Source organism: Nocardioides sp. NPDC006273 (assembly GCF_040613495.1).
In the GTDB taxonomy this organism is placed as follows: domain Bacteria; phylum Actinomycetota; class Actinomycetes; order Propionibacteriales; family Nocardioidaceae; genus Nocardioides.
The window spans coordinates 104,995-127,522 of the sequence record NZ_JBEXSD010000004.1; the positions used below are offsets into that span (position 1 = coordinate 104,995).

The following is a 22,528-nucleotide window of genomic DNA, read 5'->3' on the forward strand; positions in this document are numbered from 1 at the left end:
AGCGATAACAGGCGCCGCGGCGGTGGCGGCATGAGCGGGTTCACTCCGGCGAGCGCGACGCCCGTCTTCGTCCACCGGTCACGCCGGGGTGCGGAACTCGTCCTGATGATCCTGGCCGTGGCGGTCGGCATCGGCGCCTACACCGCGGTCGGCTTCGGCGTCGAGGGGAAGATCCCGGTCGACATCGTCGGTTACGGCACGTGGCTGGTCGTGCTCCTGATGGCGGCCCATATCGGCGTACGCCTGATGGCGCCGTACGCCGATCCCGTGCTGCTCCCGCTGGTGGCGATGCTCAACGGGGTCGGCCTGGCCGTCATCCACCGACTGGACCTGGCCGCGGGAGCGAGCGAGTCCGACGCCTTCGCCCGCCAGCAGCTGATCTGGATGACGCTGGGCGTGGTGCTGTTCCTGATCACGCTCTTCGTGGTCCCCGACCACCGGATGCTGCAGCGGTTCACCTACACCGCCGGCCTCGGCGCGGTGGTCATGCTGATCCTGCCGATGCTCCCGTTCATCGGAAAGACGATCAACGGCGCGCGGATCTGGATCAACATCGGCCCGGTCAGCTTCCAGCCCGGCGAGGTCGCCAAGGTGCTGCTGGTGATCTGTTTCGCCGGCTATCTCGCGGTCCACCGCGATGCTCTCGCGCTGGCCGGGCGCCGGTTCGCCGGCATCGACCTGCCCCGCGGTCGCGACCTCGGCCCGCTGCTGATGATGTGGGCGATCAGCCTCGCGATCCTGGTGCTGCAGCGCGACCTCGGCTCCAGCCTGCTCTTCTACGGCATCTTCGTGGTGACGCTGTACGTCGCGACCGAGCGCAAGGGCTGGATCGTCGTCGGCGGCCTGCTCTTCGCAGGTGGTGTCTTCGCTGCTCTGACCCTGTTCAGCCACGTACGCGTCCGGGTGTTCACCTGGCTGGACCCGTTCAAGTACTACCCCGTGGGCGATGATGGCGTGACCTCCTCGGGGCAGCTGGTCGAAGGGCTGTTCGGGATGGCCTGGGGCGGCATGATCGGCCGTGGCTTCGGCTCCGGCGAGCCCTGGCGGATCCCCTACGCCAACTCCGACTTCATCATCCCGGCGATCGGTGAGGAGCTCGGCCTGACCGCACTCCTCGCGCTGCTGCTCTGCTACGGCCTGATCGTCGAGCGCGGCCTCCGCACCGCGATCGTGGCCCGCGACGACTTCGGCAAGCTGCTCTCCGTCGGCCTGGCAACCTCGGTCGCCCTGCAGACCTTCGTGGTCGTCGGTGGCGTGACCGGGCTGATTCCGCTGACTGGTCTGACCACACCGTTCCTCTCGTATGGTGGTTCTTCGCTGGTCGCCAACTGGGTGATCGTGGCCCTGCTGTTGCGCGTCTCGGACCAGTCCCGCCGTCCACTGCCGACAGCACCGTCCGATGAAGACCTCGCCGCTGAGGAGACCCAGATCGTCAAGCTCGACAAAGGGGCGTTGAACAGATGAACCGCCCTATCCGCACGCTGAGCGTCGGTTGCCTGATCCTGTTCGTGGCGCTGATGCTGAACGTGACGTACGTCCAGTTCTTCAAGGCCAACTGGTACAACGAGCGCGGCGACAACCGACGGGTCACCGAAGAGGCCTACTCGCAGCAGCGCGGCGACATCCTGGTCGGCAAGAAGGCGGTCGCCACCAGCGTGCCGAGCGACGGCAAGTTCGAGTGGCAGCGCACCTACCCCGGCGGCAAGAAGTACGCCCCGATCACGGGGTTCATGTCCTACTCCTACGGCCAGACCGGGATCGAGCGCTCCCAGGACTCGGTGCTGTCGGGCAAGGACAACAAGCTCTTCACCAACCGCCTCGTCGACCTGGTCACCAACTCGGAGCCGGCCGGCGGCAACGTCGAGCTCACCATCGACCCGAAGGTCCAGAACGCTGCGTACGAGGGCCTGACCGCGCTCGGCGAGGACGTCCAGGCGGCGGCGGTGGCGATCGACCCGAAGACCGGCCAGATCCTGGCCATGGCCAACACGCCGACCTACAACCCGGATCGGCTGGCGAACAACGACATCGCCGCCACCCAGAAGTCCTACGACCAGCTCTCGAAGGACGACGCCGAGCCGCTGCTCAACCGTTCCATCCAGACCGCGCTGCCGCCGGGCTCGACCTTCAAGCTGGTCACTGCCGCCGCGGCGATCGAGAACCTCGGCATGGACGGCGACAGCAAGGTCTACGGTGGCGCCACGCTCGACCTCCCCGGCACCGACGTCAACCTGCCCAACCTCAACGGCACCAATTGCGGCGGCGAGCAGATCACCCTGACCCGGGCGCTCGAGGTCTCGTGCAACACCGCCTTCGGCCAGCTCGGTATGGAGCTCACCGACGAGCAGATGCAGGAGCAGGCCGAGGGGTTCGGCTTCGGCCAGGACTACCTCGACGACCTCGGCCCGCTGGCCGTCAGCAAGTACCCCGGCAACGGCGGCGACAAGGCCAACCAGGCCCGTGCCGCCATCGGCCAGCAGGACGTGATCGCGACCCCGCTCCAGATGGCGATGGTCTCGGCAGGCATCGCCAACGGCGGCGAGGTCATGAAGCCCTACCTTGTCGACCGGGTCACCTCCTCCTCGCTCGACGTCATCGACCGGGGCAACCCGACGGCGATCGACAACCAGCCCGCGGTCTCGCAGGACACCGCCGAGATCCTGACCGACATGATGGTCAGCACCGTCGAGAACGGCACCGCCACGGCGGCTGCGATCGACGGCGTGAGCGTCGCCGGCAAGACCGGCACCGCCCAGACCACCCCGGACCGCCCTCCGTACGCCTGGTTCACCTCGTTCGCCCCCGCGGAGAACCCGTCCATCGCGGTCGCCGTGATGGTCCAGAAGAGCGGCACCGAACGCAGCGAGATCGCCGGCGGTCGGCTGGGCGGACCAATCGCGAAGGCCATGATGGAGGCAGCGATCTCATGAGTCGTTACGTATTCCACGAGCTCATCGGCACCGGCGGGATGGGCGAGGTGTGGCGGGCGACCGACACGACCCTCAACCGCGAGGTCGCGATCAAGCTCCTCAAGCCCGAGCACGCCGAGGATCCGATCGGCCGCTCTCGCTTCGAGTCCGAGGCGAAGCACGCCGCCGCGCTCCACCACCCCAACGTGGTGGCCGTCTACGACGTCGGCGAGATGCCGACCGCGTCCGGCCTGATGCGGCCGTTCCTGGTGATGGAGCTGGTCGACCACAAGCCGCTCTCCGAGCTGATCCGTGACGGTCGTCCCCTGGCCCCCGAGGTCGTCCGCGACCTGCTCGGTCAGGCCGGCGACGCCTTGGCCGCGGCGCACCGGGCCGGCATCGTGCACCGCGACGTGAAGCCCGCCAACCTGCTGGTCACCCCGGAGCGGAAGGTCAAGGTCACCGACTTCGGCATCGCCCGCGCCCAGGCGTCGACCGGGATCACCGGCACCGGCCAGGTGATGGGCACCCCGCAATACCTGAGCCCCGAGCAGGCCCGTGGCGAGAAGGCCACCCCGGCCTCCGACGTCTACTCCCTCGGCGTGGTCGCCTTCGAGTGCCTGGCCGGCTACCGGCCGTTCCAGAAGGAGACTCCGGTCGCGACCGCGATCGCCCACCTGCACGACCCGGTCCCCCCGCTGCCCGACCACGTTCCCGCCGAACTGGCCGCGATCGTGATGCGGAGCCTGCAGAAGGACCCGGCTCTCCGCTACGCCGACGCCGCCGCGTTCACCACCGCGATGGTCGGTCAAGGTGCCGCCGCCGACCCGGACGCCGATGCCACCACCGTCGTAGCCGCCGCGCCCGGTGACGCGACCGCGACGTCGGTCATGGACCCGGTGCCCTCGCCCACTCAGAACTACGTCGGCATGCAGGGCGGCCCTGGCGGCCCCGGTCCCGACGGTCCCCCGCCCCGCTACCAGGACCCCTACGACCGCTACGACGAGGACGACGACCAGCGGCCCTGGTACAAGAAGCCGTTCAACATCGTCGTGATCGTGATGCTGGTCGCTGTGATCGTCGCGATCATCTGGATCATCTCCACCCTCGCGGGCAACCCGGACACCGCGCCGGCGAGCGACGCGTCCACCACCCCGTCGGTCACGGCCAAGCCGACCCCGTCGGAGGAGCCCGAGGAGGAGCCGAAGCCCGTCGAGATCAACGAGGACGACTACGTCGGGCGCAACGTGGACGAGGTGCGCCGTGAGCTACAGGACATGGGGCTCAAGGTCGATGCGACCGTCCAGGACAACGACGGCAGCCACGAGCCCGACACGGTCTCCAGCCTCGACCCGACCCGCAACCTCTCCGAGGGCGACACGATCACCATTCGCTACTACGGCGAGCGTCCTGAGGTCGAGCCCCCTCCTCCCACCCAGGAGGAGCCTGACGAGGAGGAGAGCGACGAGGAGGAGCCGCCCGACGCAGACCCGACCGACGACTGGGGCTTCCCGGAGCTTCCCGGCGACGAGAACACCGACGGTGGCGGCAACGGTAACGGCAACGGGGGCGGCAATGGCTGAGGGACCTCTCCTCGCCGGCCGCTACGAGGTCGGCGAGCTGCTCGGCCGAGGCGGGATGGCGGAGGTCCGCAAGGGCACCGATCACCGGCTCGGCCGAGTGGTCGCGATCAAGCGGCTCCGGATGGACCTTGCCAGCGACCCAACCTTCCAGGCCCGCTTCCACCGTGAGGCGCAGTCCTCGGCCAAGCTCAACCACCCCTCGATCGTGTCGGTCTACGACACCGGCGAGGAGAAGGCGGTCGACGGCGTCGCCCAGCCCTACATCGTGATGGAGTACGTCGCCGGCCGCACGCTGCGCGACGTACTCCGCGAGGGTCGCAAGATCCTGCCCGAGCGGGCGCTGGAGATCAGCTCCGATGTGCTCAACGCGCTCGACTACAGCCACCGCAACGGGATCATCCACCGCGACATCAAACCGGGCAACGTCATGCTGACACCCGCCGGCGACGTCAAGGTGATGGACTTCGGCATCGCCCGGGCGCTCAACGACGCCCAGTCGACGATGACCCAGACCGCGGCTGTCGTCGGCACCGCGCAGTATCTCAGCCCCGAGCAGGCCCGCGGTGAGCAGGTCGACGCCCGCTCCGACGTCTACTCGGCCGGCTGCCTCCTCTACGAGCTGCTCACCGGGCGGCCGCCGTTCGTCGGCGACTCACCGGTCTCGGTGGCCTACCAGCACGTACGCGAGCACGCCCAGCCTCCCTCGGCCCACGACCCGTCGCTGCCGCGTGAGCTCGACGCGATCGTGATGAAGTCGCTGGCCAAGCGGGTCGAGGACCGCTACCAGTCCGCGCAGGCGATGCGCACCGACATCGAGCGCTTCCTCGCCGGGCGTCCGGTCCAGGCGACCGTGCCGCCGAGCTTCGACCAGACCCAGGTCGCCCAGGCCGTCCCTGGTGGTCCTTCCAATGGCGACTTCTACCCGCCCCAGGACGACCGGTCCGAAGGTCCGCGCCCATGGGTGCTGATCCTGCTCGGGCTCGTGATCGTCGGGCTGATCGGGCTGGGTGCCTACTTCCTGCCAGCGGCACTCGGCCCGCAGACCACGCCGGCCCCCGACGTGACCGGTCTGACTGAGCAGAAGGCGAGGGCCGAGCTGAGCACGGCCAAGCTGAAAGGTGAGGTCAAGCAGGAGTCCAGCGACACGGTCGCGGTCGGCGTGGTGATCTCCCAGAGCCCTCCTGCCGGACAGGATGTCGAGGAGGGCAGCACCGTCACCCTGACGGTCTCCACCGGACCACCCAACCGGCAGATGCCCAACGTTGTCGGGTCGCCGCAGAAGAATGCCAAACAGCTGCTCGAGAACGATCCCTACAACTTCACGGTGAAGGTCGAGACGACCGACTCCGACCAGGACAAGGGCACTGTGATCGAGACCGACCCGGTCGACGGCGAGAGCGTCACGACCGGCAAGTCCACCGTGGTCACCCTCACCGTCTCCAAGGGACCGAGAAAGGTCCCCAACGTCGTCGGGAAGACGGCCGAGGAGGCGAAGGAGATCCTCCGCAGCGCAGGCTTCACGCCCGTGGAGAAGGACGAGCCGAACACCGACAAGCCCAAGGACACCGTCGTCGAGCAGTCTCCGGGCAAGGGCACCCCGCTCGCGCAGAACGGCGAGGTGATCATCTTCGTCTCGACGAAGGAAGAGGCCCTGCCGAGCTGTCAGACCCTCGTGCCGGGGACAGACCCGGCCGACCCCTCGGCATCGGCGACCCAGACCGCTGAGCCCGGCGACCCGCCGACCTGTGACCCGGCACTGCCGCCGAGCACCCCGGCGGCGCCGTAGCCGCGCTGGTCGAGCCGCCGGAGCCGCTAGGCGAAGGCGTGTCGAGACCAACACAGTCCTGTCGCGCTCGATAGACGACGGTGTTGGTCTCGACACGTTCGCTGGCGCTCGCGGCTCGACCAGCCCTCACTGCTGAGGCAGGGGCTTCGCGTACTTCACGTCGAGCAGGCCGTCGTAGGCAGGCGCGGTGAGGTAGGTCAACGGCTTGAGGAACCAGCCGATCTGGACGCTGGGGTCGCGAGCGTCGGCACGGTAGTTCTGCACGTGGTCGTCGCGGTCGATCGCGGCCTGCAGCCGATCGGGGTCGCCGACCGCCTCGATGACGTACGGCTGGGGGTAGGGGACGCCGTCGAGCTGCACCGTGCTGCCGGAGCACTTGATGCCGGTGGTCGTGATGATCCGCTTGCCGGCGATGGTGACCGCCTCGGCGCCGCCGGACCACAGTGCGTTGACGACGGCCTGGATGTCCTGCTGGTGCACGACGAGCGAGTTGGGGTCGTCGCCCGTGTAGCTCTCCTGGACCTCCGAGGGCGCGTCGCCCAGCACGATCTGCATGCCGGCTCCGCTGTGGTCGGAGGTGCCGGCCGGATCGGCGAGCTTCGCCGACTGGTTCTGGAGCTTCTTGACGTCCTTGTCGGTGACGCCGCTGGTGAGCTGGTCCACCTCGCCCTGCAGGCCGGTCAGCTGGGCCTCGAGACGGTTGTAGCGGATCCGCTCGCCGTCGACGAGCGTGGCCAGGTCGTCGTAGCGGCCCGGACGCAGATCGGTGCCGTCCGCGTTGACGAAGCTCACCGCCAGCAGGCCGCCGCAGAGCAGCACCACGACGGGCGTGCCGACCCGCCACGACGTCGCACGGGACCACGGCTTTCGCTTTCGGGTGGGGTTAGCCTGGGTTCCGGAGCTCACGAGCACTAGGGTATGCGCAGCAATCACATTTTGTCTGAGGAGCATCACCCGTGGCCAAGCTCAAGCTCTCGAAGAAGAGTGATCTCGACCTGCCCAAGGATCCGATCTTCACTCCCCGCTTCGGGGTCGCCCTGTTGCTGATCGCCCTCGGCATCGGCTGGATCGCCTACTACTACCTCGGCGTGCGCCCGAACGAGGTCGGCGGCGACTTCACCGGGCCGAAGCCGGTGCAGAAGCTCGAGGGGTGGAACTACCTGATCGGCTTCCTCCTTCTCTTCGCAGGCCTGGCGATCGCCGCCCACCCGAAGACCCCGCTCGGCCGTGGCCGAGGCGTCGTGGTCGGCATGCTCGGGTGCTTCCTGATCGGCCTGATCTGGATCTGCGTCTTCTACGTCTTCGCCAACGACCACCTGGACAAGATCCCGGTCTTCAACGACCTGGCCCAGAAGAACCTTCTGGTCGGCATCGGCTTCATGGCGGTGGGTTTCACCTTCGCCACGAAGTGGGAGTAGCCCTACCCGTAGGCCACGAAAGCGGCGCAATCCTTTGGGTTGCGCCGCTTCGCGTTACGCCGGTGTAGTTCTCCACAGGCTCCTCCACAGCTGTGGATTTGTCCACGCCGTGAAAACGTTCCGAAAACACCCGACCTCAAGGCGTCAGAACGACACCATTCGTACGCCGACCAGGGCAAGCAACACCAACGTGAAGCCCGCCAAGGCGGCCCATTGCAACGGCGCCTTCCGCTCGGCGCGGAGCGAGGTGAAGATGCCCGCGACGACGAGGCCCCCGATGAAGCCACCGAGGTGCCCCTGCCAGGAGATGCCGTTGCCGAAGAAGGTGATGCCTGCGTTGATCAGGAGAATCGGCAGCAGCGGGGCGAGCGACTGTCCAGCCCTGACGAAGAGCACCACGAGGACACCCAGCAGACCGAAGATCGCGCCGGAGGCGCCGACGGTCGACCCGGCCGGTGCCGATGCCCACACGATCAGGGCAGAGCCCGCCAGGCCGGAGATCACGTAGAAGGCCAGGAATCGCAGCCGGCCCACGATCGGCTCGAGGAACGAGCCGAGCAGGTAGAGCGAGAACATGTTCACGGCCAGATGGATCAACGAGACGTGCGTGAACATCGAGGTCATCAGCTGCCAGACCGCCCCGTCATCGACTCCTGGCATCCATTGGTAGCCGCTCGACCGGCAGACCTCGCGGGGCACCGCGAACCCACCTTCCGGCGTGAGGCAGTAACCCTGCAGCCGGATCGCGAGGAAGTCGGCGATCCTCGAAGCAGCACCACCGGTGAACATGATGCTCAGCCACACCAGGACGTTGACGCCGAGGAGCGAGAAGGTCACCGGGAGCGCCCGGAACCCGACCCGCGCGCCGGTGAAGCGCTTGGGCTGGCGTACGGACTTCTGGCCCTCACGCACGCACTCGGGGCAGTGGAATCCCACCGAGGCGGGCGTCATGCAGTCAGGGCAGATGGGCCGGCTACAGCGCTGACAGCGGATATGCGTCTCACGGTCGGGGTGGCGGTAACAGACCGGCACCCCGACCGGGGTCGAGTCGGACAAGCTAGACGATCTCGACGGTCTCGATGACGACGGGCTCGACCGGGCGGTCCATCGCGCCGGTCTTGGTGCCGGAGATCGAGTCGACGGCCTTCTTCGACGCCTCGTCGGTGACCTCGCCGAAGATGGTGTGCTTGAAGTTCAGCCACGGCGCCTGGCCGGTGGTGATGAAGAACTGCGAGCCGTTGGTGCCGGGGCCGGCGTTGGCCATCGCGAGCAGGTAGGGCTTGTCGAAGGTGAGCTCGGGGTGCGGCTCGTCCTTGAAGGTGTAGCCCGGACCGCCCGTACCGGTGCCGAGCGGGCAACCGCCCTGGATCATGAACCCGGGGATGACACGGTGGAAGCCGAGACCGTCGTAGTAGGGGACGCCCGAGCGGTCCGCGTCGTCCTTGTACTCCTTGGTCCCCGTGGCGAGGCCGACGAAGTTGGCGACCGTCTCCGGAGCGTGGTTGGGGAACAAGGTGATCGTGATGTCACCGTGGTTGGTGTGGAGGATGGCCTTCTGGTCAGCCATGACCTGCCCTTCCGACATTGGGATTGGTACGGGATATAACGTCCCGATCCTCCCACATGGCCGGTCGAGATCAGGCGGCTGAGGCCTCGATCGCAACCCGCGTCATCTTGGTGGCGCGGTGCTCGGCCCAGAAGCTGAGCAGCGGGATGGTTCCGCACACAGCCGTGATGATGGTGAACGGCATCGGCCAGGCTGCCTTGCGTGACAGCAGAAAGGCGGTCAGCAGGAAGATCATGTAGAGCCAGCCGTGAGCGACACCCAGGTACTCCGAGATGTCAGCGCCCAGCTGCCAGCCGGCACCGCTGCCCTTGGCCAGCCAGGCGGCGTCGCTGACCCAGTACCCGTAGTGGAGCGGCAGGCCGATGAGGCACAGCACGACGAGCAGCACACCCACGATGGTGGCCATGATCCGATAGGCGGTCAGATTGCCGGAAAGACTCACGCCTTGGAGGGTACGTGGCTTTCCTGAGGCGCGTTCTCAGGGGTCGGCATCGCTTCCCCGTCGTTGTCGTCGTCGTTCTCGGGGTTCTCGTCGTCGTTCTCGGGCCGGGGGCGCAGGGTGTCACGCACGTAGCGCCACCACACGTAGATCGCGAAGACTCCGAACAGCCACCACTCGATCGCGTAGAGGAGGTTGCGCAGCCCGGTGGTCGCGTCCGGCTCGGGCAGCTGCGGCGCCGGCACGTCGGCGACGTCCGTGGCACCCTCGTTGACCGGCATCGAGCTGGTGGGCCAGTTGCCCTCGACCGGCGAGCGCACCACGTAGGCGCTGTAGAGGTCGTAGCTGGTGCGCGAGATCAGGTCGGAGATGTCGAGCTGCGGGAAGACGTTGTCGGACTTGCGGTCGTCGGCGACGTCGGTCCAGTCGCTGGGCTGCAGCCAGCCCGTGACGGTGACGTGTCCGCGTGGCGCGGGCGGGGCGGTGCCGACCTCCGGCGTCCAGCCGCGCACGACGTAGACGGCCGACTCGCCGGGTTTGTCACTACCAGTTTCGACCAGCACCGGCGTGACGGCCCAGAAGCCCACCTGAGAGCCCCGCTCCATCCCGTCGATGTAGATGGTCTCCTCGGGCATCCAGATGCCGGAGACGGTCACCGGGCGGCCGATCTGCTCCCAGGGGAAGGCGTCGTTGGGCCCGATCACGTCGCCGAACACCTTCGGCTTCGCGTGCACCAACTCCGCGACCTGGTCCTGCTTGTCCTGCTGGCTGGACTCGTACTGCCACACCCCGAGCAGCACTGCGCCGGTCACGAAGATCACCACCAGCGCGTGCGCACCCCAAAGCCTGGGGGAGAAGATCCCAAGTGAATAGGCGCTGCGCGAGGGACTGGTCTGGGCGGCCATAGCATCTCCCAGAGTACGGGGCCTCAGTCGCAGACCGCGAATGGGACGGGCTTGCTGGTGACCAGGGTGGCGGCCGTCACCGGGTTCGTCACCCGGAACCCGATCCCGCCCCGACGAGGGGTCGGCGACACCGTTGGTGAAGACCTTCTTGTACGCAGCGGCCCGATCGCCGAGCGCGAGTCGGACGAACAGGTCGTCACGGTCCTCACCGAGGCGCAGGGTGGCGAGTCCGCCGCCGAACTCGACCGAGTAGGCCTCGACGGGCGCGAGCCGGGTCTTCTCCTTCGGCCCGCCCTCGGCGCAGCCCTTGACGACGTACGTCGAAGTGGCCGGTCCTCCGGCGACGGCGACCATCGCCTCCTGAGCAGCCCAGTTCTCAGCATCCGGCGACACGGTGTTCTTGGTGATCAGGTGGGTCTTCGGGTCGAACCCGGCACCCTTCAAGGGACCGACACCGGCCTTGATCGCCGGTCCGGGCTTCACTCGGTCGGCGACCTTGATGACGAAGCCCTCCTTGCCGCCGCCGGCGAACCTCGCCTCCCAGGTCACGTCGGCCGCGCCCCACTTGAACTTGTCACGCAGCCGCTGGTCGACCTCGCGCAGCAGACCACCGCTGACCTGCGCGGCCTCTTTGTCGGCCCGCCTCCACAGCTCGTTCTGATCCGCGGGACTCGACCTGCTGGTGACGGCGTCGAGCCCGAAGAGGGACTTCACCTCGTCGTAGTCGGTCACGGCCAGCGTCTTCGCGCCGTCCGGCACGAGCGTCATGGCAGCCTCGACGGGGTCCATCGTCGCGGCGTACGCGGGGTAGCCGGCCTCCGCCGGGGCCGCTTCCGGCTTCTTCGGCTCGCCGTCCTCCCCGCAGCTGACCAGCGCCAGCGCCAGGCCAACAGCCAGCACAGAGATGCCCCATCGCCTCACGTTCACCTCAACGAGTATTCCGGATTCCCGTCACTCACGACGGCACATCCGCCCGCCGGATGGTTGACCACATCCGCCGAGGCGTCAGCCGCGTCGTCCGAGGCGTCACGAAATAGATGGAGGCCGCAGGCAGAATGCCTGCGGCCTCCTAATCCCGAGCGTCAGCGACCAGCGCCTGTGAGCTCAAGGGATTCAGGGAGAGGCTCGAGCACCGGATCGATGATCCGCGACGAGGCCTCCGACCGAGCGACCCGGCTGCGGCGCAGGTCCTTGACGGTCGTGAGGCGGCGCAGCCAACGGTCGGTGCCGTCGTAGCGAGCCGTGAACGGTTTGCGGCCGTGCAGCGCACGGTGGTTGTCGACGATGAGGATCTCGCCCGGAGCCAGCGCGACGTCCTCGACGTTCGCGGAGAGCTCCATGATGAGCAACTGGAGCGCACGGTCAGCCTCGACATCGCCCGGCAGGGCCGACATGTAGGGCGGGTCGAGCCGGACGTCGGGCGCCTGCGGGGAGCCGGAGAGAACCGCGGTCGGTGCGGCGAGCAGCTCACCCGCGCTGACGCCGGCCTCACGGAGGTTGCGCAGGTGCTCGTCGTCGGGACGGATCAGGTAGCGCGGCTCGAACAGCGGAGCGTATTCAGGGCCGGTCACGTCGATCGAGCTGATGCCGACCGCAGTGGTCGGGACCATGTCCTCGTTGCGGAGCGAGATCAGCCCGAGGTGGTCGCACCGAAGGCTGCTGAACGCGTCCTCGATGTGGAGGTCGAGCACCACATCGCTGCTGTGCCCGGTCTGCAGGCTCTCCTGCTTCTGGATCGGCAGGATGTTGTTGACCAGCTGGCCACCCTGCAGCGAAGACCAGGAGACGGCGTCGCCGAGCTGCGCCATGATCAGCGCGAGCCAGAAGTCGGCCATGTGCGGCGCTTGGGCCTCGGGGTGGTTCCAGTGCGGCGGGGTCGGGCCGGCGGTCACCGGGAGACCGCTGATCACCAGAGCGTCGGTCGCGTCGCCGTAGCGGAATGCGCGGAGCGCTTGAGCGACGCTGTCGGGAAGCTCGCCCCCGAGGAACGGCGCGGTCTCGAGGAACTCCGAGGCGACCGGGTTCTCGAACCGGTCGAGCAAGGAGTCCGAGAGCTTCGCTGCGGCCTGGGACTCTATGGGGGTCATCTCGACCCGGGTGACTACGGACTTTGCGCCCACGACATTGACCTTTCGGACTTTGCGGTGGAGGGTTTCGTCAGAGCGTTTTCTGCGTTTTCTGGCGCCCGCCATAAGGACTTCGGTGCTTTCGAGACCACTTTGTTCCGCCGTACGGAATTCAAACGAGTGATAGGTCCAAATATCGAGACGATAGGTATTAGGCCCCTTGTGTAATCGGCCTGGACCTGTTTAGGGAATGTATCCACGTTGCCGCCTGCCAGTTACCGAAGAATCGCCGGCCGGGCGCGGATTCCAGCGCCGCACGCCTCATCCAGACAGCCGTCTCGTCTGTTCGCGGGGCCCTGCCGGACGCGTGCTGCATCGACGATCTCAACAGCCTCCCGCCCCGAGATCCAGCGGTTCCTCGGGATCGAGCCGCACGGCATCCGCAACGTGCACCTGTGGTCGTTCTGCATCGGCGCCCGCAACGCGCTCGTCGGAGTCACCGTAGTGATCACCACCTGAAGCGCGCCAGAACATGCCTTGACCTGCTCTGTCAGTGCGAGATGGCGGTCGGCGAGCTCGTCGAGACCCTCGGGCTCGCCCAGCCGAACGTGTCCAAGCACCTGCGGACATTGGGCGAGGCGGATCTGGTGAACGTACGCATCGACGGACCGCGCCGCCACTACCGGTTGCGCGCCGAGCGGCTCCGGGAGCTGGAGGAGTGGCTGGCGCCGTACCGCCGCAGGTGGGCCGACCGTCTGGATGCGCTCGAGCGTCACCTGGACCAGCTCGACGACCCTGACCACGAGGAGAACTGAGAGATGACCACCACCGGCCCCTTGGGTGACGTGCTCCGCGACGGAGAGCGGACCGGACTTCGCTACGTACGACTGCTTCGCCACTCACCGGAGAAGGTGTGGCGGGCCCTGACGGAGTCGGACGGACTGCGGCACTGGTTCCCGACCGACATCGTCGGTGAGCGCACCGTCGGAGGCCGCCTGAGCCTCCCGTTCTGGCCCGAGGGGTTGGAGCTGGCGAGCACCGCCGAGGCAATCGAGGGGATGGGCGTCGACCCCGGCGGCTATGTCTCGGAAGGCGAGCTACGGGTGCGGGACCCGCCCCGGGCCTTCGAGTTCACCTGGGGGATGGACGGCCGAGCCGACCTGACCGACCTGCTCCGCTTCGAGCGGCCCCGTCCACAACACCGACACCGCGGTTGGCTGGCACGTCTGCCTGGACGAGCTCGCCGACCTCCTCGATGACGGCCCGACGACCGCGTCCGAGGAGGGCGTCGGCACTCCTCGTCCAGCGGGTCAAGGACCGGACCGACGAGCTGCGCCCGCCGTACGCCGCCATGATCACGACCTGAGTGACGGCGTAGCCGGCGGGCGAACGAATTTTCGTTCGCCCGCCCTCGGGGCATGTATCTGTCGATGAAACGACCCAGCACAGCGGGGGCCTCGTCTACCGTCGCCTGAAGATCCCGCGGCGGCGAGGACGGGGCTCTTCCGCGTGGACAGCCTGACGAGCCTTCTCGGCTCGCACCGCTCGACGATCAGCCCAGGCAGTCACCGTGGCGTCGGTATCACGCGGCATGGTGATCAGCGGCCGGACCCGACCGCCCGCGAGGCGGAGGGGCCCCTCGGGCAGCTACAACACTACTTCTCCTCGCGCGCAGCGATGCTGACCTTCTCGATGGAGTTTGCGGCCGAACAGACATCGCACCGGGTCACTCGAGGCCTGGCCACACTCGATGAACCTCCGCACCCCCGGGAAGTGCTGCGAGTGGTTGTCACCGAGATGCTTCCCCTGCATCCCGACGCCCGTGCCACCAGCCGCATGAACGCCGCATACGTCCTCGAGGCTCTGCACGACCCGGATCTGCATGAGCAGGCCTCCCTCGGACTACGGGAGGGACGGACCTCATCCTCGCGCTGACCGGGTTCACGCCGCTGCTCGACTCGACGTGGTCAAACCCCGAGGCCGCATTGGCAGCCACCGATCAGCACCTCGACAGACTCTTCTGTAGGTGACCGATCCGGCCTGGTCACGAGCCGGAAACCGCTCTCTGCTCTGGTGGAGCGTAGGGGACTCGAACCCCTAACCCCCTGCTTGCAAAGCAGGTGCGCTACCAATTGCGCCAACGCCCCGGACGGGTGTCCGTCGGTCAGCTCACCTTGTCGGTCGCGTCGGCCCAGTGACTCTTTTCGATGTTCGACTGGTCGAGCTTCTTCTTGGCGAGAACGATGCCAGCCGCGGCCAGCAGTACGAGGACGATCTTCTTCATGTCTTCTCCTGCAAGTCGTGGTGAGCATCGCTGCCCGTTAGACCAGGAAAGCGTACCGGGCCGCCATGAGGCGTACGAAATCACCCGCCGTTGGAGTCGGGCGCCAGACCGAGGGAGGCGATGGGAGTGCAGGTCATGTGGGTGCTCGCCCACATCCGGCCGATGAAGATCCCGAAGCCGTACGCCGCCGCCCGGCTGTAGGGCGAGGCGCCGGACTCGTAGGTCGTGATGAGCTCGCCGGAGACCTCGACGATCGCCTCGGCCATGTTGGGGAACTTGTACGTGCGCTGCACCGCGCCGACCGAGCCGTCCGGCTTCCGCTCGCAGATGAAGATCGTGCTCGGCCGGTGGCGGCCGAACGAGGAGGAGAAGACGTACTCGTCGCTGCGTACGACGACGCCTTGGACCTGCGGCGGGGTGGTGGTCGAGAGCACTGGCTCGGAGAAGTCCCACTCACCGTCCTCGGTCCTGGCGTAGGCGAAGAGCGTCTGCTTGCCGAAGCCTCCGACATAGAGCCGGTCTTCGCGGATGCGGCAGTAGGAGCCGGCCGCCACCTTCGCCGGCAGCTCGATCGGCTCCACCTCGGCACCCTTCGCCGATCCGCGGATCGCGGAGAGCGAGTAGCGGTAGAGGCGACCGGCGCCGCCGGCGCCCTTGGAGACCCACACGTCATCACCGTCGATCGCGACACCGCCGGCGTGCCCGGGGCCGGCCTTGCCGTCGTAGCCCACCAGCAGCACCTCGGCGGGGGTCTGGCCGCTCTTCAGGTCGACCAGCACCAGCGCCGAACCGTGGTCGTGGGAGTAGTAGCTCTGGGCCAGCAGGTCGGTCTCGGGGTCATGGCCCAGCCCCTGCGGGGTCCAGTCACCGACGCCACCGGTGGCCAGCGTCTTGGGGATGAGCGGACCGACGCGGCCGCCCAGCCGCTCCACCCACCTGTCGGTGCGCTTCATCCCGCCCCGGACCCACCGGCGCGTACGTCCCGGAAGGGAGTCGAGGTCGAACGGAAGGTCGATCTTCGTCATGTCCGTGATGTTCGCATGCGACTCCTACCGTGGACGGATGGCGTACCGCCCGATGGTCGGTACGTTGCTGGTGTGACGAGCGACCCCACTGCTTCTCCGGCCACGCCGACCTCCCGAGAGCTGATCGGTGCCATGAGCGGATTCGGGCGCGGCCTGCTGCGTCCACGGCGCCCGGACGAGCGCCTTCTCGCCTCGATCACCGACACCGGCCTGCCTCGGGGCGAGCGCACGGTGACGGTACGCACGATGCCTCAGGTGCCACGCAGCCTCCCGGCCGGCGGCCTCATCGAAGGCGCGGGCCTGCACAGGCGCGTACGCAACGCGATGACCTGCTTCATCGTCATCCACCCCGAGGCGACGTTCGTCGTCGACCCTTCCTACTGCCGCGACGCACCCGGCCGGGTCCTGACCGAGTTCCCGGTCCTATTTCGTCGGCTCGTGGCGCCTCCGGTGGGCACCATCCCCACCGTCGAATCGCTCCGATCGGCGCAGATCCAGCCCGACTTCGCCCTCCCCACCCATGCACACTGGGACCACGTCTGCGGCCTCCTGGACCTCCCCGGCCTTCCGGTGCGCCTGCGCACCATCGAGCGCGACTGGATCCTCGGCCCTGGCCGGCCTCCCGTCGGGGGAGTGCGCCCGGCGCTGACCGACGGCCGGGCGGTGGAGACGTACGACCTCGACGGCCCGCCCGTCGCGACCTTCACCGCATCCCACGACCTGTTCGGCGACAGCTCCGTCCTGCTGGTCGAGCTGGCCGGCCATACGCCGGGCAGCATCGGTGTCCTCGCCCGCACCCCGTCGGGCTGGGTCCTCATCGCCGGCGACGCCGCCTGGCACTACGACCAGGTCGACCTGATCAGACAGAAACCGGCCTTCCCCGGCGACCTCGTGGATGAGGACCGAGACGCCGCCTTCGCCACCCTGCACCGCCTGCACCTGGCCCGTCACCTGATGCGGGTCGTCCCCACCCACGACCACGACGCGTCCAGCCGGCTCTAGGACCGCCTGTACCAGCTTCCGTTCTGCCGGCCTCACCTAGTAGGAGGTGCGGGAACGGTACGGGAACCGGATGGTCCAGTGGCTCGCGAGAATACCCAGGTCCTGTGCATCCCTCATGACGTGAACGGGACGGGATCATCGACCATCCATGAAAGGACCAGATGTGAACTCCCGAAGGATCCCGGCTGGGATCATGATCGTTCTGATGGCCTGTGCCGCGCTTCTAGCCTCGCCCTCCACCGCAAGTGCCGACACCGGAAACCGCGACAACTGTCGTGGCTATGTTTCGAACTGGTGGTACTCGAGCTCTACCGTGAAGATGACGTACCGCGTCACCTGTGCTCGCACCCAAGACTCTATCTACGTCAGCGCCGACGTCGTTCGTCATGTGACCGGCCTCCCCAGCAGACGAGCCAGCAAGACGTGCTTGGACCGCTCCGCATGCTCGGTGACGGCGTCGATCTCCAATCCGTCCGGCACTCAGGTGTTCAGCGGCTCCGCATTCTCTGCAAACGCACGGCGCAACGGTTACGACATCCGCTGTGGATGGGCGGCAGGACAGCCGTCAGTTACGGACGGGCTGATGACCTGCACCGCTTCCGAGCTACGCGTGTGAGACGAGCTCGCCGTCCAGCCTGCAGCTGCCAACGTCGTAACTGCTCGATCGTCTAGGTGTGCTTTGGACGGTCGCTCTGGACAGGCGGTTCTCAGGCGACTTGGGCGCTCGGTCTACGGACTGGGCGCCCTCTTCGTCTTGTCCGGCGTTGATTGGAGGAGCACGCAAAGCACCCTGAGTCGGCAGAGGGTCTTCTCTCGAGAAGATCTCCGGTACGGCGGACGCAGCGTCCAACCGGATCCTCGGAACACCCTGGAGATATCCGACGAAAATGACCCTCAAAACGAGGAAGAGGCCCCCGATGGGAGCCTCTGACCTGCGGAAACGAGTGGTGCGCTTAGGAGGACTTGAACCTCCGACCCCCACATTATCAGTGTGGTGCTCTAACCGTCTGAGCTATAAGCGCAGGCGCCAACTGGAGGGTGGAAGCCCCTACCAGCGGGCGAGACGAAACATTACCCGGCAGCTCCCCAGGGAACCAAAACGATGAGACCTCGGCGGCCCTGGGGAATTCTGTCCGAGCCTGGTTCGGACAGACTTCCCCCAGGGTTAGAGTTCCAACATGTCCGACTCGGAGGACCTGCGGGAACGCCATGCGCGTGAGGATGCGGCGCGGATGCTCGATGCTCAGAGGCGGATGCAGGACGGCGTGACCACCTACGCTCAGCTCACCGCAGGCGGCCTCAGCAGGATCGACATCGAGAGAGCCGTACGCCACAACGAGTTGCGCCGAGTGCACCCGCGCGTCTATGTCGACCACACCGGACCGCTCACCTGGGAGCAACGTGCCTGGGCCGCAGTGCTCTACGCCGCTCCGGCTCTGCTCTGCAGGGAGAGCCTCGAAGCGCCGCGAGGGCGCGACGCCGGACGGCCGATCCACGTCGCCATCGACCACTCCCGCAAGGTGATGACTCAGCCTGGCATCGTCATCCACCGGATGCGCGACCTGAAGCTGAAAGCGTACGGAGGCACGCCGCCGCGTCTCAAGGTCGAGGACAACGCACTGGCCATGGCACACGAGGCCGGGTCCGAGATCGAGGCGATCGCACGGGTCGCTGAGGCGGCAAGCCGGTCCTTTGTCACTGCGGCCACCCTTCAGAAGGCCCTGAACCGCGCACACTCCTTACGCCGCCGCAAGCTCATCCAAGGGTTGGTGGATGACCTCGCCACCGGCACGCACTCGGTGCTCGAGCACGGCTACCTCACGAAGATCGAGCGGGCTCATGGGCTCCCGGCGGGACGGCGCCAGTCGCCGCGGATCGGCGCATCAGGCAACCAGTTCCGCGACGTCGAGTACGAGGGGTACGCATTGGTGGTCGAGCTCGACGGCGCGCTAGGCCACGACTCCTGGCGCGATCAGGCCCGAGATGCGGACCGTACGTTGGACGACCTGGCGGAGCTGGGAGCGGTTACCGCGAGACTGCGGTTTCACCAGGTGTTCGACACCCCGTGCCAGACCGCAGCTCGCGTGGGACGGATCCTCACCAGGGCCGGCTGGAACGGGAAGGTGCGGCGCTGTGGGGAGAACTGCCGCCTGCACGAATGAACCTGGGGAGGGCTGTCCGAACAGTGCTCGGACTACCCTCCCCAGGTTGCAGACTCTCGTCGGGCTCAGTTCTCGGTGAGCTCGACTTCGACGCCGCCCAGGAGCGCGGCGGCCATGTTGTAGAGGAAGGCGGACAGGGTCGCTACCGCCGTCATCAGGACGATGTTGACCACCGAGACGACCATGGTGAAGCCCATGATGCGGGAGAGGCCGAGATAGTCCTGCACGTTCCAGCCGGCGCTGGAGTCACCGACGACGTCCTTGACGGCCTGGTTGATCGCGTCCCACACGCCGGCGGCACCGAGCACCGACCAGATGACGAAGACGGCGACGATCACCACGACGCTGAGCGCGATCGAGAGCAGGAAGGCCATCTTCATGACCGACCAAGGGTCGATCCGGCTCAAGCTCAGCCGGGCTCGGCGCGACGACCCGCCGGCCGCGGCCCGCTCCGCACCGGCAGGGCCGGAGGTGCGGGCGGTCGAGGCCACCGCGGAGGCGGCTGCCGAGGTCGTGCGCTTGAACTCACTGGCCGCGTTGGCGACCGTGCCAGTGAGGCGCTGGGTCACCGGCTGTGCGGTCTCGTTCCGCTCGGTCATCGCGACTCCCCCGGTCGTGTCGTCGGCGGTGCGGTCCGTCATCAGGATTCATCTTCCGTGGTCGACTCGGACGACGCTCCGTGCTCGCCGTCTTCACCGATTGTGACATCATCTGCAACCTCTGTCCCGGCGACAGCCTCATCGTCGACCTCACGGGCCTCGATGGAACGGGCCACGACAGCGACCGAGTCGCCCTTCTTGGGTGAGACGAACTTGACGCCCTGGGTGGAGCGACCGGTGGCGCGGAAGTCGGCGTTGATCGGGCTGCGTACGACCTGACCGGTCGCGGTGATCGAGAGGATCTCGTCGCCGTCGACCACGATGAACGCGCCGACCAGGCCGCCGCGGTCGGCGTTGGCCAGAGCCATCGTCTTGATGCCCAGACCGCCGCGGGACTGCAGCCGGTAGTCGGAGATCTTCGTACGCTTGGCGAAACCGCCGTCGGTCATGGTGAAGACGAACTGCTCCTTGACCTCGTCCGGCGACTCGGCGCCCGAGACGGGAGCCGCGACGTCGGCGGTGTCCTCGTTGGCCTCGGAGAGCCCGGCCGCGATCTCGGCGGCGACGTGCTCGGCCCGGATGACCGACATCGACAGCAGCGAGTCGCCCTCACGGAACTTCATGCCGGTGACACCCGACGTCGCTCGACCCATCGGGCGCAGCTGACCGTCGTCGGCGCGGAACCGGATCGCCTGGCCCTTGCGGGAGACCAGCAGGATGTCGTCCTCGGAGTTGACCAGCTCGGCGCCGATCAGCTCGTCGTCGTCCTCGCGGAAGTTGATCGCGATGACACCCGCCTGACGAGGCGAGTTGTAGTCCGCGAGACGGGTCTTCTTGATCAGACCGGACCGGGTGGCCAGCACGAGGTAGGGCGCCTGGTCGTAGTCGCGGATCGCGAGCACCTGGGCGATCGACTCGTCCGGCTGGAACGAGAGCAGCCCGGCGACGTGCCCACCCTTGGCGTCACGCGCCGCCTCGGGCAGGTTGTAGGCCTTGATCCGGTAGACCCGGCCGGCAGTGGTGAAGAAGAGCAGCCAGTGGTGGTTGGTGGTTGCGATGAAGTGCTCGACCACGTCGTCGCCGCGCAGGGTGGCGCCGCGTACGCCCTTCCCGCCGCGCTTCTGGGTGCGGTATTCACCCGCGAGGGTGCGCTTGGCGTAGCCACCGCGAGTGATCGAGACGACCAGCTCCTCGTCGGGGATGAGGTCCTCCATGGAGAGGTCCCCGTCGGCCGCGATGATCTGCGTGCGGCGGTCGTCGCCGTACTTCGCGACGATCTCTTCGAGCTCCTCCCCGACGATCCGACGCTGGCGGGCGACGTTGGCGAGGATGTCCTCGAGGTCGGCGATGATGACCTCGAGGTCGGCGAGGCGGTCGACGATCTTCTGCCGCTCCAGCGCCGCGAGACGACGCAGCTGCATGTCGAGGATCGCGTTGGCCTGGATCTCGTCGATCTCGAGCAGCCGGATCAGGCCCTGGCGGGCGTCGTCGACCTCGGGGGAGGAGCGGATCAGCGCGATGACCGCGTCGAGCTGGTCGAGCGCTTTGACCAGACCGCGCCAGATGTGGGCGTCTTCCTCCGCCTTGCGCAGCCGGAATGCCGTACGCCTCCGGATGACGTCGATCTGGTGCTCGACCCAGTGGGAGATGAACTGGTCGAGGGTCAGGGTGCGCGGCACCCCGTCGACCAGCGCCAGCATGTTGGCGGAGAAGTTGGTCTGCAGCTCGGTGTGCTTGAGCAGGTTGTTGAGTACGACGCGGGCGACCGCATCACGCTTGAGCACGACCACGAGCTGCTGCCCGGTGCGGGATGAGGTGTTGTCCTTGACGTCCGCGATGCCCTGGACCCTGCCGGTGTCGGCCAGGTCGGCGATCTTCTGGGCGAGGTTGTCCGGGTTCACCATGTAGGGGAGCTCGGTGACGATCAGGTTCGTACGACCCGACTTGTCCTCGTCGACCTCGATCACCGCACGCTGGGTGATCGAGCCACGACCGGTGCGGTAGGCCTGCTGGATGCCCTCGTTGCCGACGATCAGCGCGCCGTTGGGGAAGTCGGGGCCCTTGATCCGCTCGAGAAGCGCGTCCAGGAGCTCCTCACGAGTGGCGTCGGGGTGCTCGAGCGCCCACTTGGCACCGGAGGCGACTTCACGCAGGTTGTGCGGCGGGATGTTGGTCGCCATGCCGACCGCGATGCCGGCCGAGCCGTTGACCAGCAGGTTGGGGAACCGCGCCGGCAGGATGGCCGGCTCCTGGGAGCGGCCGTCGTAGTTGGGACCGAAGTCGACGGTGTCCTCGGTGATGTCGCGGACCATCTCCAGCGCCAGCGGCGCCATCCGGCACTCGGTGTAACGCATGGCCGCGGCCGGGTCGTTGCCGGGCGAGCCGAAGTTGCCCTGGCCGTGGATCAGCGGGTTGCGCAGCACCCACGGCTGCGCGAGCCGGACCAGGGTGTCGTAGATCGCCGAGTCGCCGTGGGGGTGGTAGTTACCCATGACCTCACCGACGACACGGGCGCACTTGGAGAACCCGCGGTCGGGGCGGTAGCCCCCGTCGTACATCGCATAGAGCACCCGGCGGTGGACGGGCTTCAACCCGTCGCGTACGTCAGGCAGCGCCCGGCCGACGATGACGGCCATGGCGTAGTCGATGTAGCTGGCCTGCATCGAGGACTGCAGCTCGATGGTCTCGATCCGGCCGCCGGCAGCGGTCTGCCCGGGGCCTTCCGGAGGAGTGTCGGTCACGATTTCACTTTCTGCATGCGTCTATCGGTATCTCGGGCCTCG

20 protein-coding genes and 2 tRNA genes are annotated in these 22,528 nt (G+C 67.5%); 10 read left to right on the forward strand and 12 right to left on the reverse strand.

Annotated features, from left to right (window positions below):
- Positions 1 to 30: 30 nt before the first annotated feature.
- From ABZZ22_RS03380 to pknB, 4 genes are read left to right on the forward strand one after another with little or no spacing between them, the layout of a single operon-like run.
- On the forward strand, positions 31 to 1,464 hold the full coding sequence (locus tag ABZZ22_RS03380) for an FtsW/RodA/SpoVE family cell cycle protein (protein WP_354926811.1): 1,434 nt from the start codon (positions 31 to 33) through the stop codon (positions 1,462 to 1,464).
- Positions 1,461 to 2,930, forward strand: a complete 1,470-nt coding sequence (locus tag ABZZ22_RS03385; protein ID WP_354926813.1) for a penicillin-binding protein 2 — start codon at positions 1,461 to 1,463, stop codon at positions 2,928 to 2,930. Before ABZZ22_RS03380 ends, ABZZ22_RS03385 begins: the two co-directional genes overlap by 4 nt.
- Complete coding sequence (locus ABZZ22_RS03390) at positions 2,927 to 4,492, forward strand: protein kinase (RefSeq protein ID WP_354926815.1); 1,566 nt, start codon at positions 2,927 to 2,929, stop codon at positions 4,490 to 4,492. The genes ABZZ22_RS03385 and ABZZ22_RS03390 overlap by 4 nt, the downstream gene beginning before the upstream one ends.
- Complete coding sequence (gene pknB, locus ABZZ22_RS03395) at positions 4,485 to 6,278, forward strand: Stk1 family PASTA domain-containing Ser/Thr kinase (protein WP_354926817.1); 1,794 nt, start codon at positions 4,485 to 4,487, stop codon at positions 6,276 to 6,278. Before ABZZ22_RS03390 ends, pknB begins: the two co-directional genes overlap by 8 nt.
- Before the next feature lie 126 nt (positions 6,279 to 6,404).
- Here the strand turns inward: pknB and ABZZ22_RS03400 are convergent, their stop codons facing one another.
- Positions 6,405 to 7,184 carry a DUF881 domain-containing protein gene (locus tag ABZZ22_RS03400; RefSeq protein WP_354926819.1) on the reverse strand — a complete coding sequence of 260 codons (780 nt, stop codon included), beginning with the start codon at positions 7,182 to 7,184 and terminating at the stop codon, positions 6,405 to 6,407.
- A gap of 50 nt (positions 7,185 to 7,234) precedes the next feature.
- Here ABZZ22_RS03400 and ABZZ22_RS03405 point away from each other — a divergent pair, with 50 nt between their 5' ends.
- Positions 7,235 to 7,696: a cell division protein CrgA gene (locus ABZZ22_RS03405; protein ID WP_354926821.1), complete on the forward strand. Its 462-nt coding sequence runs from the start codon at positions 7,235 to 7,237 to the stop codon at positions 7,694 to 7,696.
- A 144-nt stretch (positions 7,697 to 7,840) separates the two neighbouring features.
- Here ABZZ22_RS03405 and ABZZ22_RS03410 read toward each other — a convergent pair whose 3' ends face one another.
- The 5 genes from ABZZ22_RS03410 to ABZZ22_RS03430 form a co-directional block, all read right to left on the reverse strand.
- Positions 7,841 to 8,647 carry a rhomboid family intramembrane serine protease gene (locus tag ABZZ22_RS03410; protein WP_354926823.1) on the reverse strand — a complete coding sequence of 269 codons (807 nt, stop codon included), beginning with the start codon at positions 8,645 to 8,647 and terminating at the stop codon, positions 7,841 to 7,843.
- Positions 8,648 to 8,753: 106 nt separating this feature from the next.
- Positions 8,754 to 9,263 carry a peptidylprolyl isomerase gene (locus ABZZ22_RS03415; RefSeq protein ID WP_354926825.1) on the reverse strand — a complete coding sequence of 170 codons (510 nt, stop codon included), beginning with the start codon at positions 9,261 to 9,263 and terminating at the stop codon, positions 8,754 to 8,756.
- Positions 9,264 to 9,333: 70 nt separating this feature from the next.
- Positions 9,334 to 9,705: a DUF3817 domain-containing protein gene (locus ABZZ22_RS03420; protein ID WP_354926827.1), complete on the reverse strand. Its 372-nt coding sequence runs from the start codon at positions 9,703 to 9,705 to the stop codon at positions 9,334 to 9,336.
- On the reverse strand, positions 9,702 to 11,534 hold the full coding sequence (locus ABZZ22_RS03425) for an SURF1 family protein (protein ID WP_354926829.1): 1,833 nt from the start codon (positions 11,532 to 11,534) through the stop codon (positions 9,702 to 9,704). The genes ABZZ22_RS03420 and ABZZ22_RS03425 overlap by 4 nt, the downstream gene beginning before the upstream one ends.
- A gap of 155 nt (positions 11,535 to 11,689) precedes the next feature.
- Positions 11,690 to 12,727, reverse strand: coding sequence for a TauD/TfdA family dioxygenase (locus ABZZ22_RS03430; RefSeq protein WP_354926831.1), 1,038 nt, complete (start codon positions 12,725 to 12,727; stop codon positions 11,690 to 11,692).
- A 488-nt stretch (positions 12,728 to 13,215) separates the two neighbouring features.
- Between ABZZ22_RS03430 and ABZZ22_RS03435 the strand changes: the two genes are divergently transcribed.
- From ABZZ22_RS03435 to ABZZ22_RS03445, 3 genes are all read left to right on the forward strand, one after another.
- Positions 13,216 to 13,488 (forward strand): metalloregulator ArsR/SmtB family transcription factor, encoded by a 273-nt coding sequence (locus ABZZ22_RS03435; protein ID WP_354926866.1) that lies wholly within the window; start codon positions 13,216 to 13,218, stop codon positions 13,486 to 13,488.
- Positions 13,489 to 13,491: 3 nt separating this feature from the next.
- Complete coding sequence (locus ABZZ22_RS03440) at positions 13,492 to 13,932, forward strand: SRPBCC domain-containing protein (protein WP_354926833.1); 441 nt, start codon at positions 13,492 to 13,494, stop codon at positions 13,930 to 13,932.
- Positions 13,933 to 14,182: 250 nt separating this feature from the next.
- Positions 14,183 to 14,608, forward strand: coding sequence for a hypothetical protein (locus ABZZ22_RS03445; protein ID WP_354926835.1), 426 nt, complete (start codon positions 14,183 to 14,185; stop codon positions 14,606 to 14,608).
- A 136-nt stretch (positions 14,609 to 14,744) separates the two neighbouring features.
- Here the strand turns inward: ABZZ22_RS03445 and ABZZ22_RS03450 are convergent.
- From ABZZ22_RS03450 to ABZZ22_RS03460, 3 genes are all read right to left on the reverse strand, one after another.
- A tRNA-Ala gene (locus ABZZ22_RS03450) sits at positions 14,745 to 14,820 on the reverse strand.
- Between the two features lie 17 nt (positions 14,821 to 14,837).
- Positions 14,838 to 14,957, reverse strand: coding sequence for a DLW-39 family protein (locus tag ABZZ22_RS03455; protein ID WP_354926837.1), 120 nt, complete (start codon positions 14,955 to 14,957; stop codon positions 14,838 to 14,840).
- A gap of 80 nt (positions 14,958 to 15,037) precedes the next feature.
- On the reverse strand, positions 15,038 to 15,982 hold the full coding sequence (locus ABZZ22_RS03460; RefSeq protein ID WP_354926839.1) for a hypothetical protein: 945 nt from the start codon (positions 15,980 to 15,982) through the stop codon (positions 15,038 to 15,040).
- Positions 15,983 to 16,054: 72 nt separating this feature from the next.
- Between ABZZ22_RS03460 and ABZZ22_RS03465 the strand changes: the two genes are divergently transcribed.
- Positions 16,055 to 16,984 (forward strand): MBL fold metallo-hydrolase, encoded by a 930-nt coding sequence (locus ABZZ22_RS03465; RefSeq protein WP_354926841.1) that lies wholly within the window; start codon positions 16,055 to 16,057, stop codon positions 16,982 to 16,984.
- Between the two features lie 945 nt (positions 16,985 to 17,929).
- On the opposite strand, the gene ABZZ22_RS03470 is transcribed toward ABZZ22_RS03465, so the two are convergent.
- Positions 17,930 to 18,006, reverse strand: a tRNA-Ile gene (locus ABZZ22_RS03470).
- A 156-nt stretch (positions 18,007 to 18,162) separates the two neighbouring features.
- Here ABZZ22_RS03470 and ABZZ22_RS03475 point away from each other — a divergent pair.
- The gene (locus ABZZ22_RS03475; protein WP_354926843.1) at positions 18,163 to 19,146 is read left to right on the forward strand and encodes a type IV toxin-antitoxin system AbiEi family antitoxin domain-containing protein; all 984 of its coding nucleotides are present in this window, start codon (positions 18,163 to 18,165) and stop codon (positions 19,144 to 19,146) included.
- A 65-nt stretch (positions 19,147 to 19,211) separates the two neighbouring features.
- Here ABZZ22_RS03475 and ABZZ22_RS03480 read toward each other — a convergent pair whose 3' ends face one another.
- Together ABZZ22_RS03480 and gyrA are read right to left on the reverse strand one after the other, a co-directional pair.
- Positions 19,212 to 19,787 carry a DUF3566 domain-containing protein gene (locus ABZZ22_RS03480; protein WP_354926845.1) on the reverse strand — a complete coding sequence of 192 codons (576 nt, stop codon included), beginning with the start codon at positions 19,785 to 19,787 and terminating at the stop codon, positions 19,212 to 19,214.
- Entirely contained in the window at positions 19,787 to 22,486 is a 2,700-nt protein-coding gene (gyrA, locus tag ABZZ22_RS03485; RefSeq protein ID WP_354926847.1) for a DNA gyrase subunit A, read from the reverse strand. The genes ABZZ22_RS03480 and gyrA overlap by 1 nt, the downstream gene beginning before the upstream one ends.
- Positions 22,487 to 22,528 lie beyond the last annotated feature (42 nt).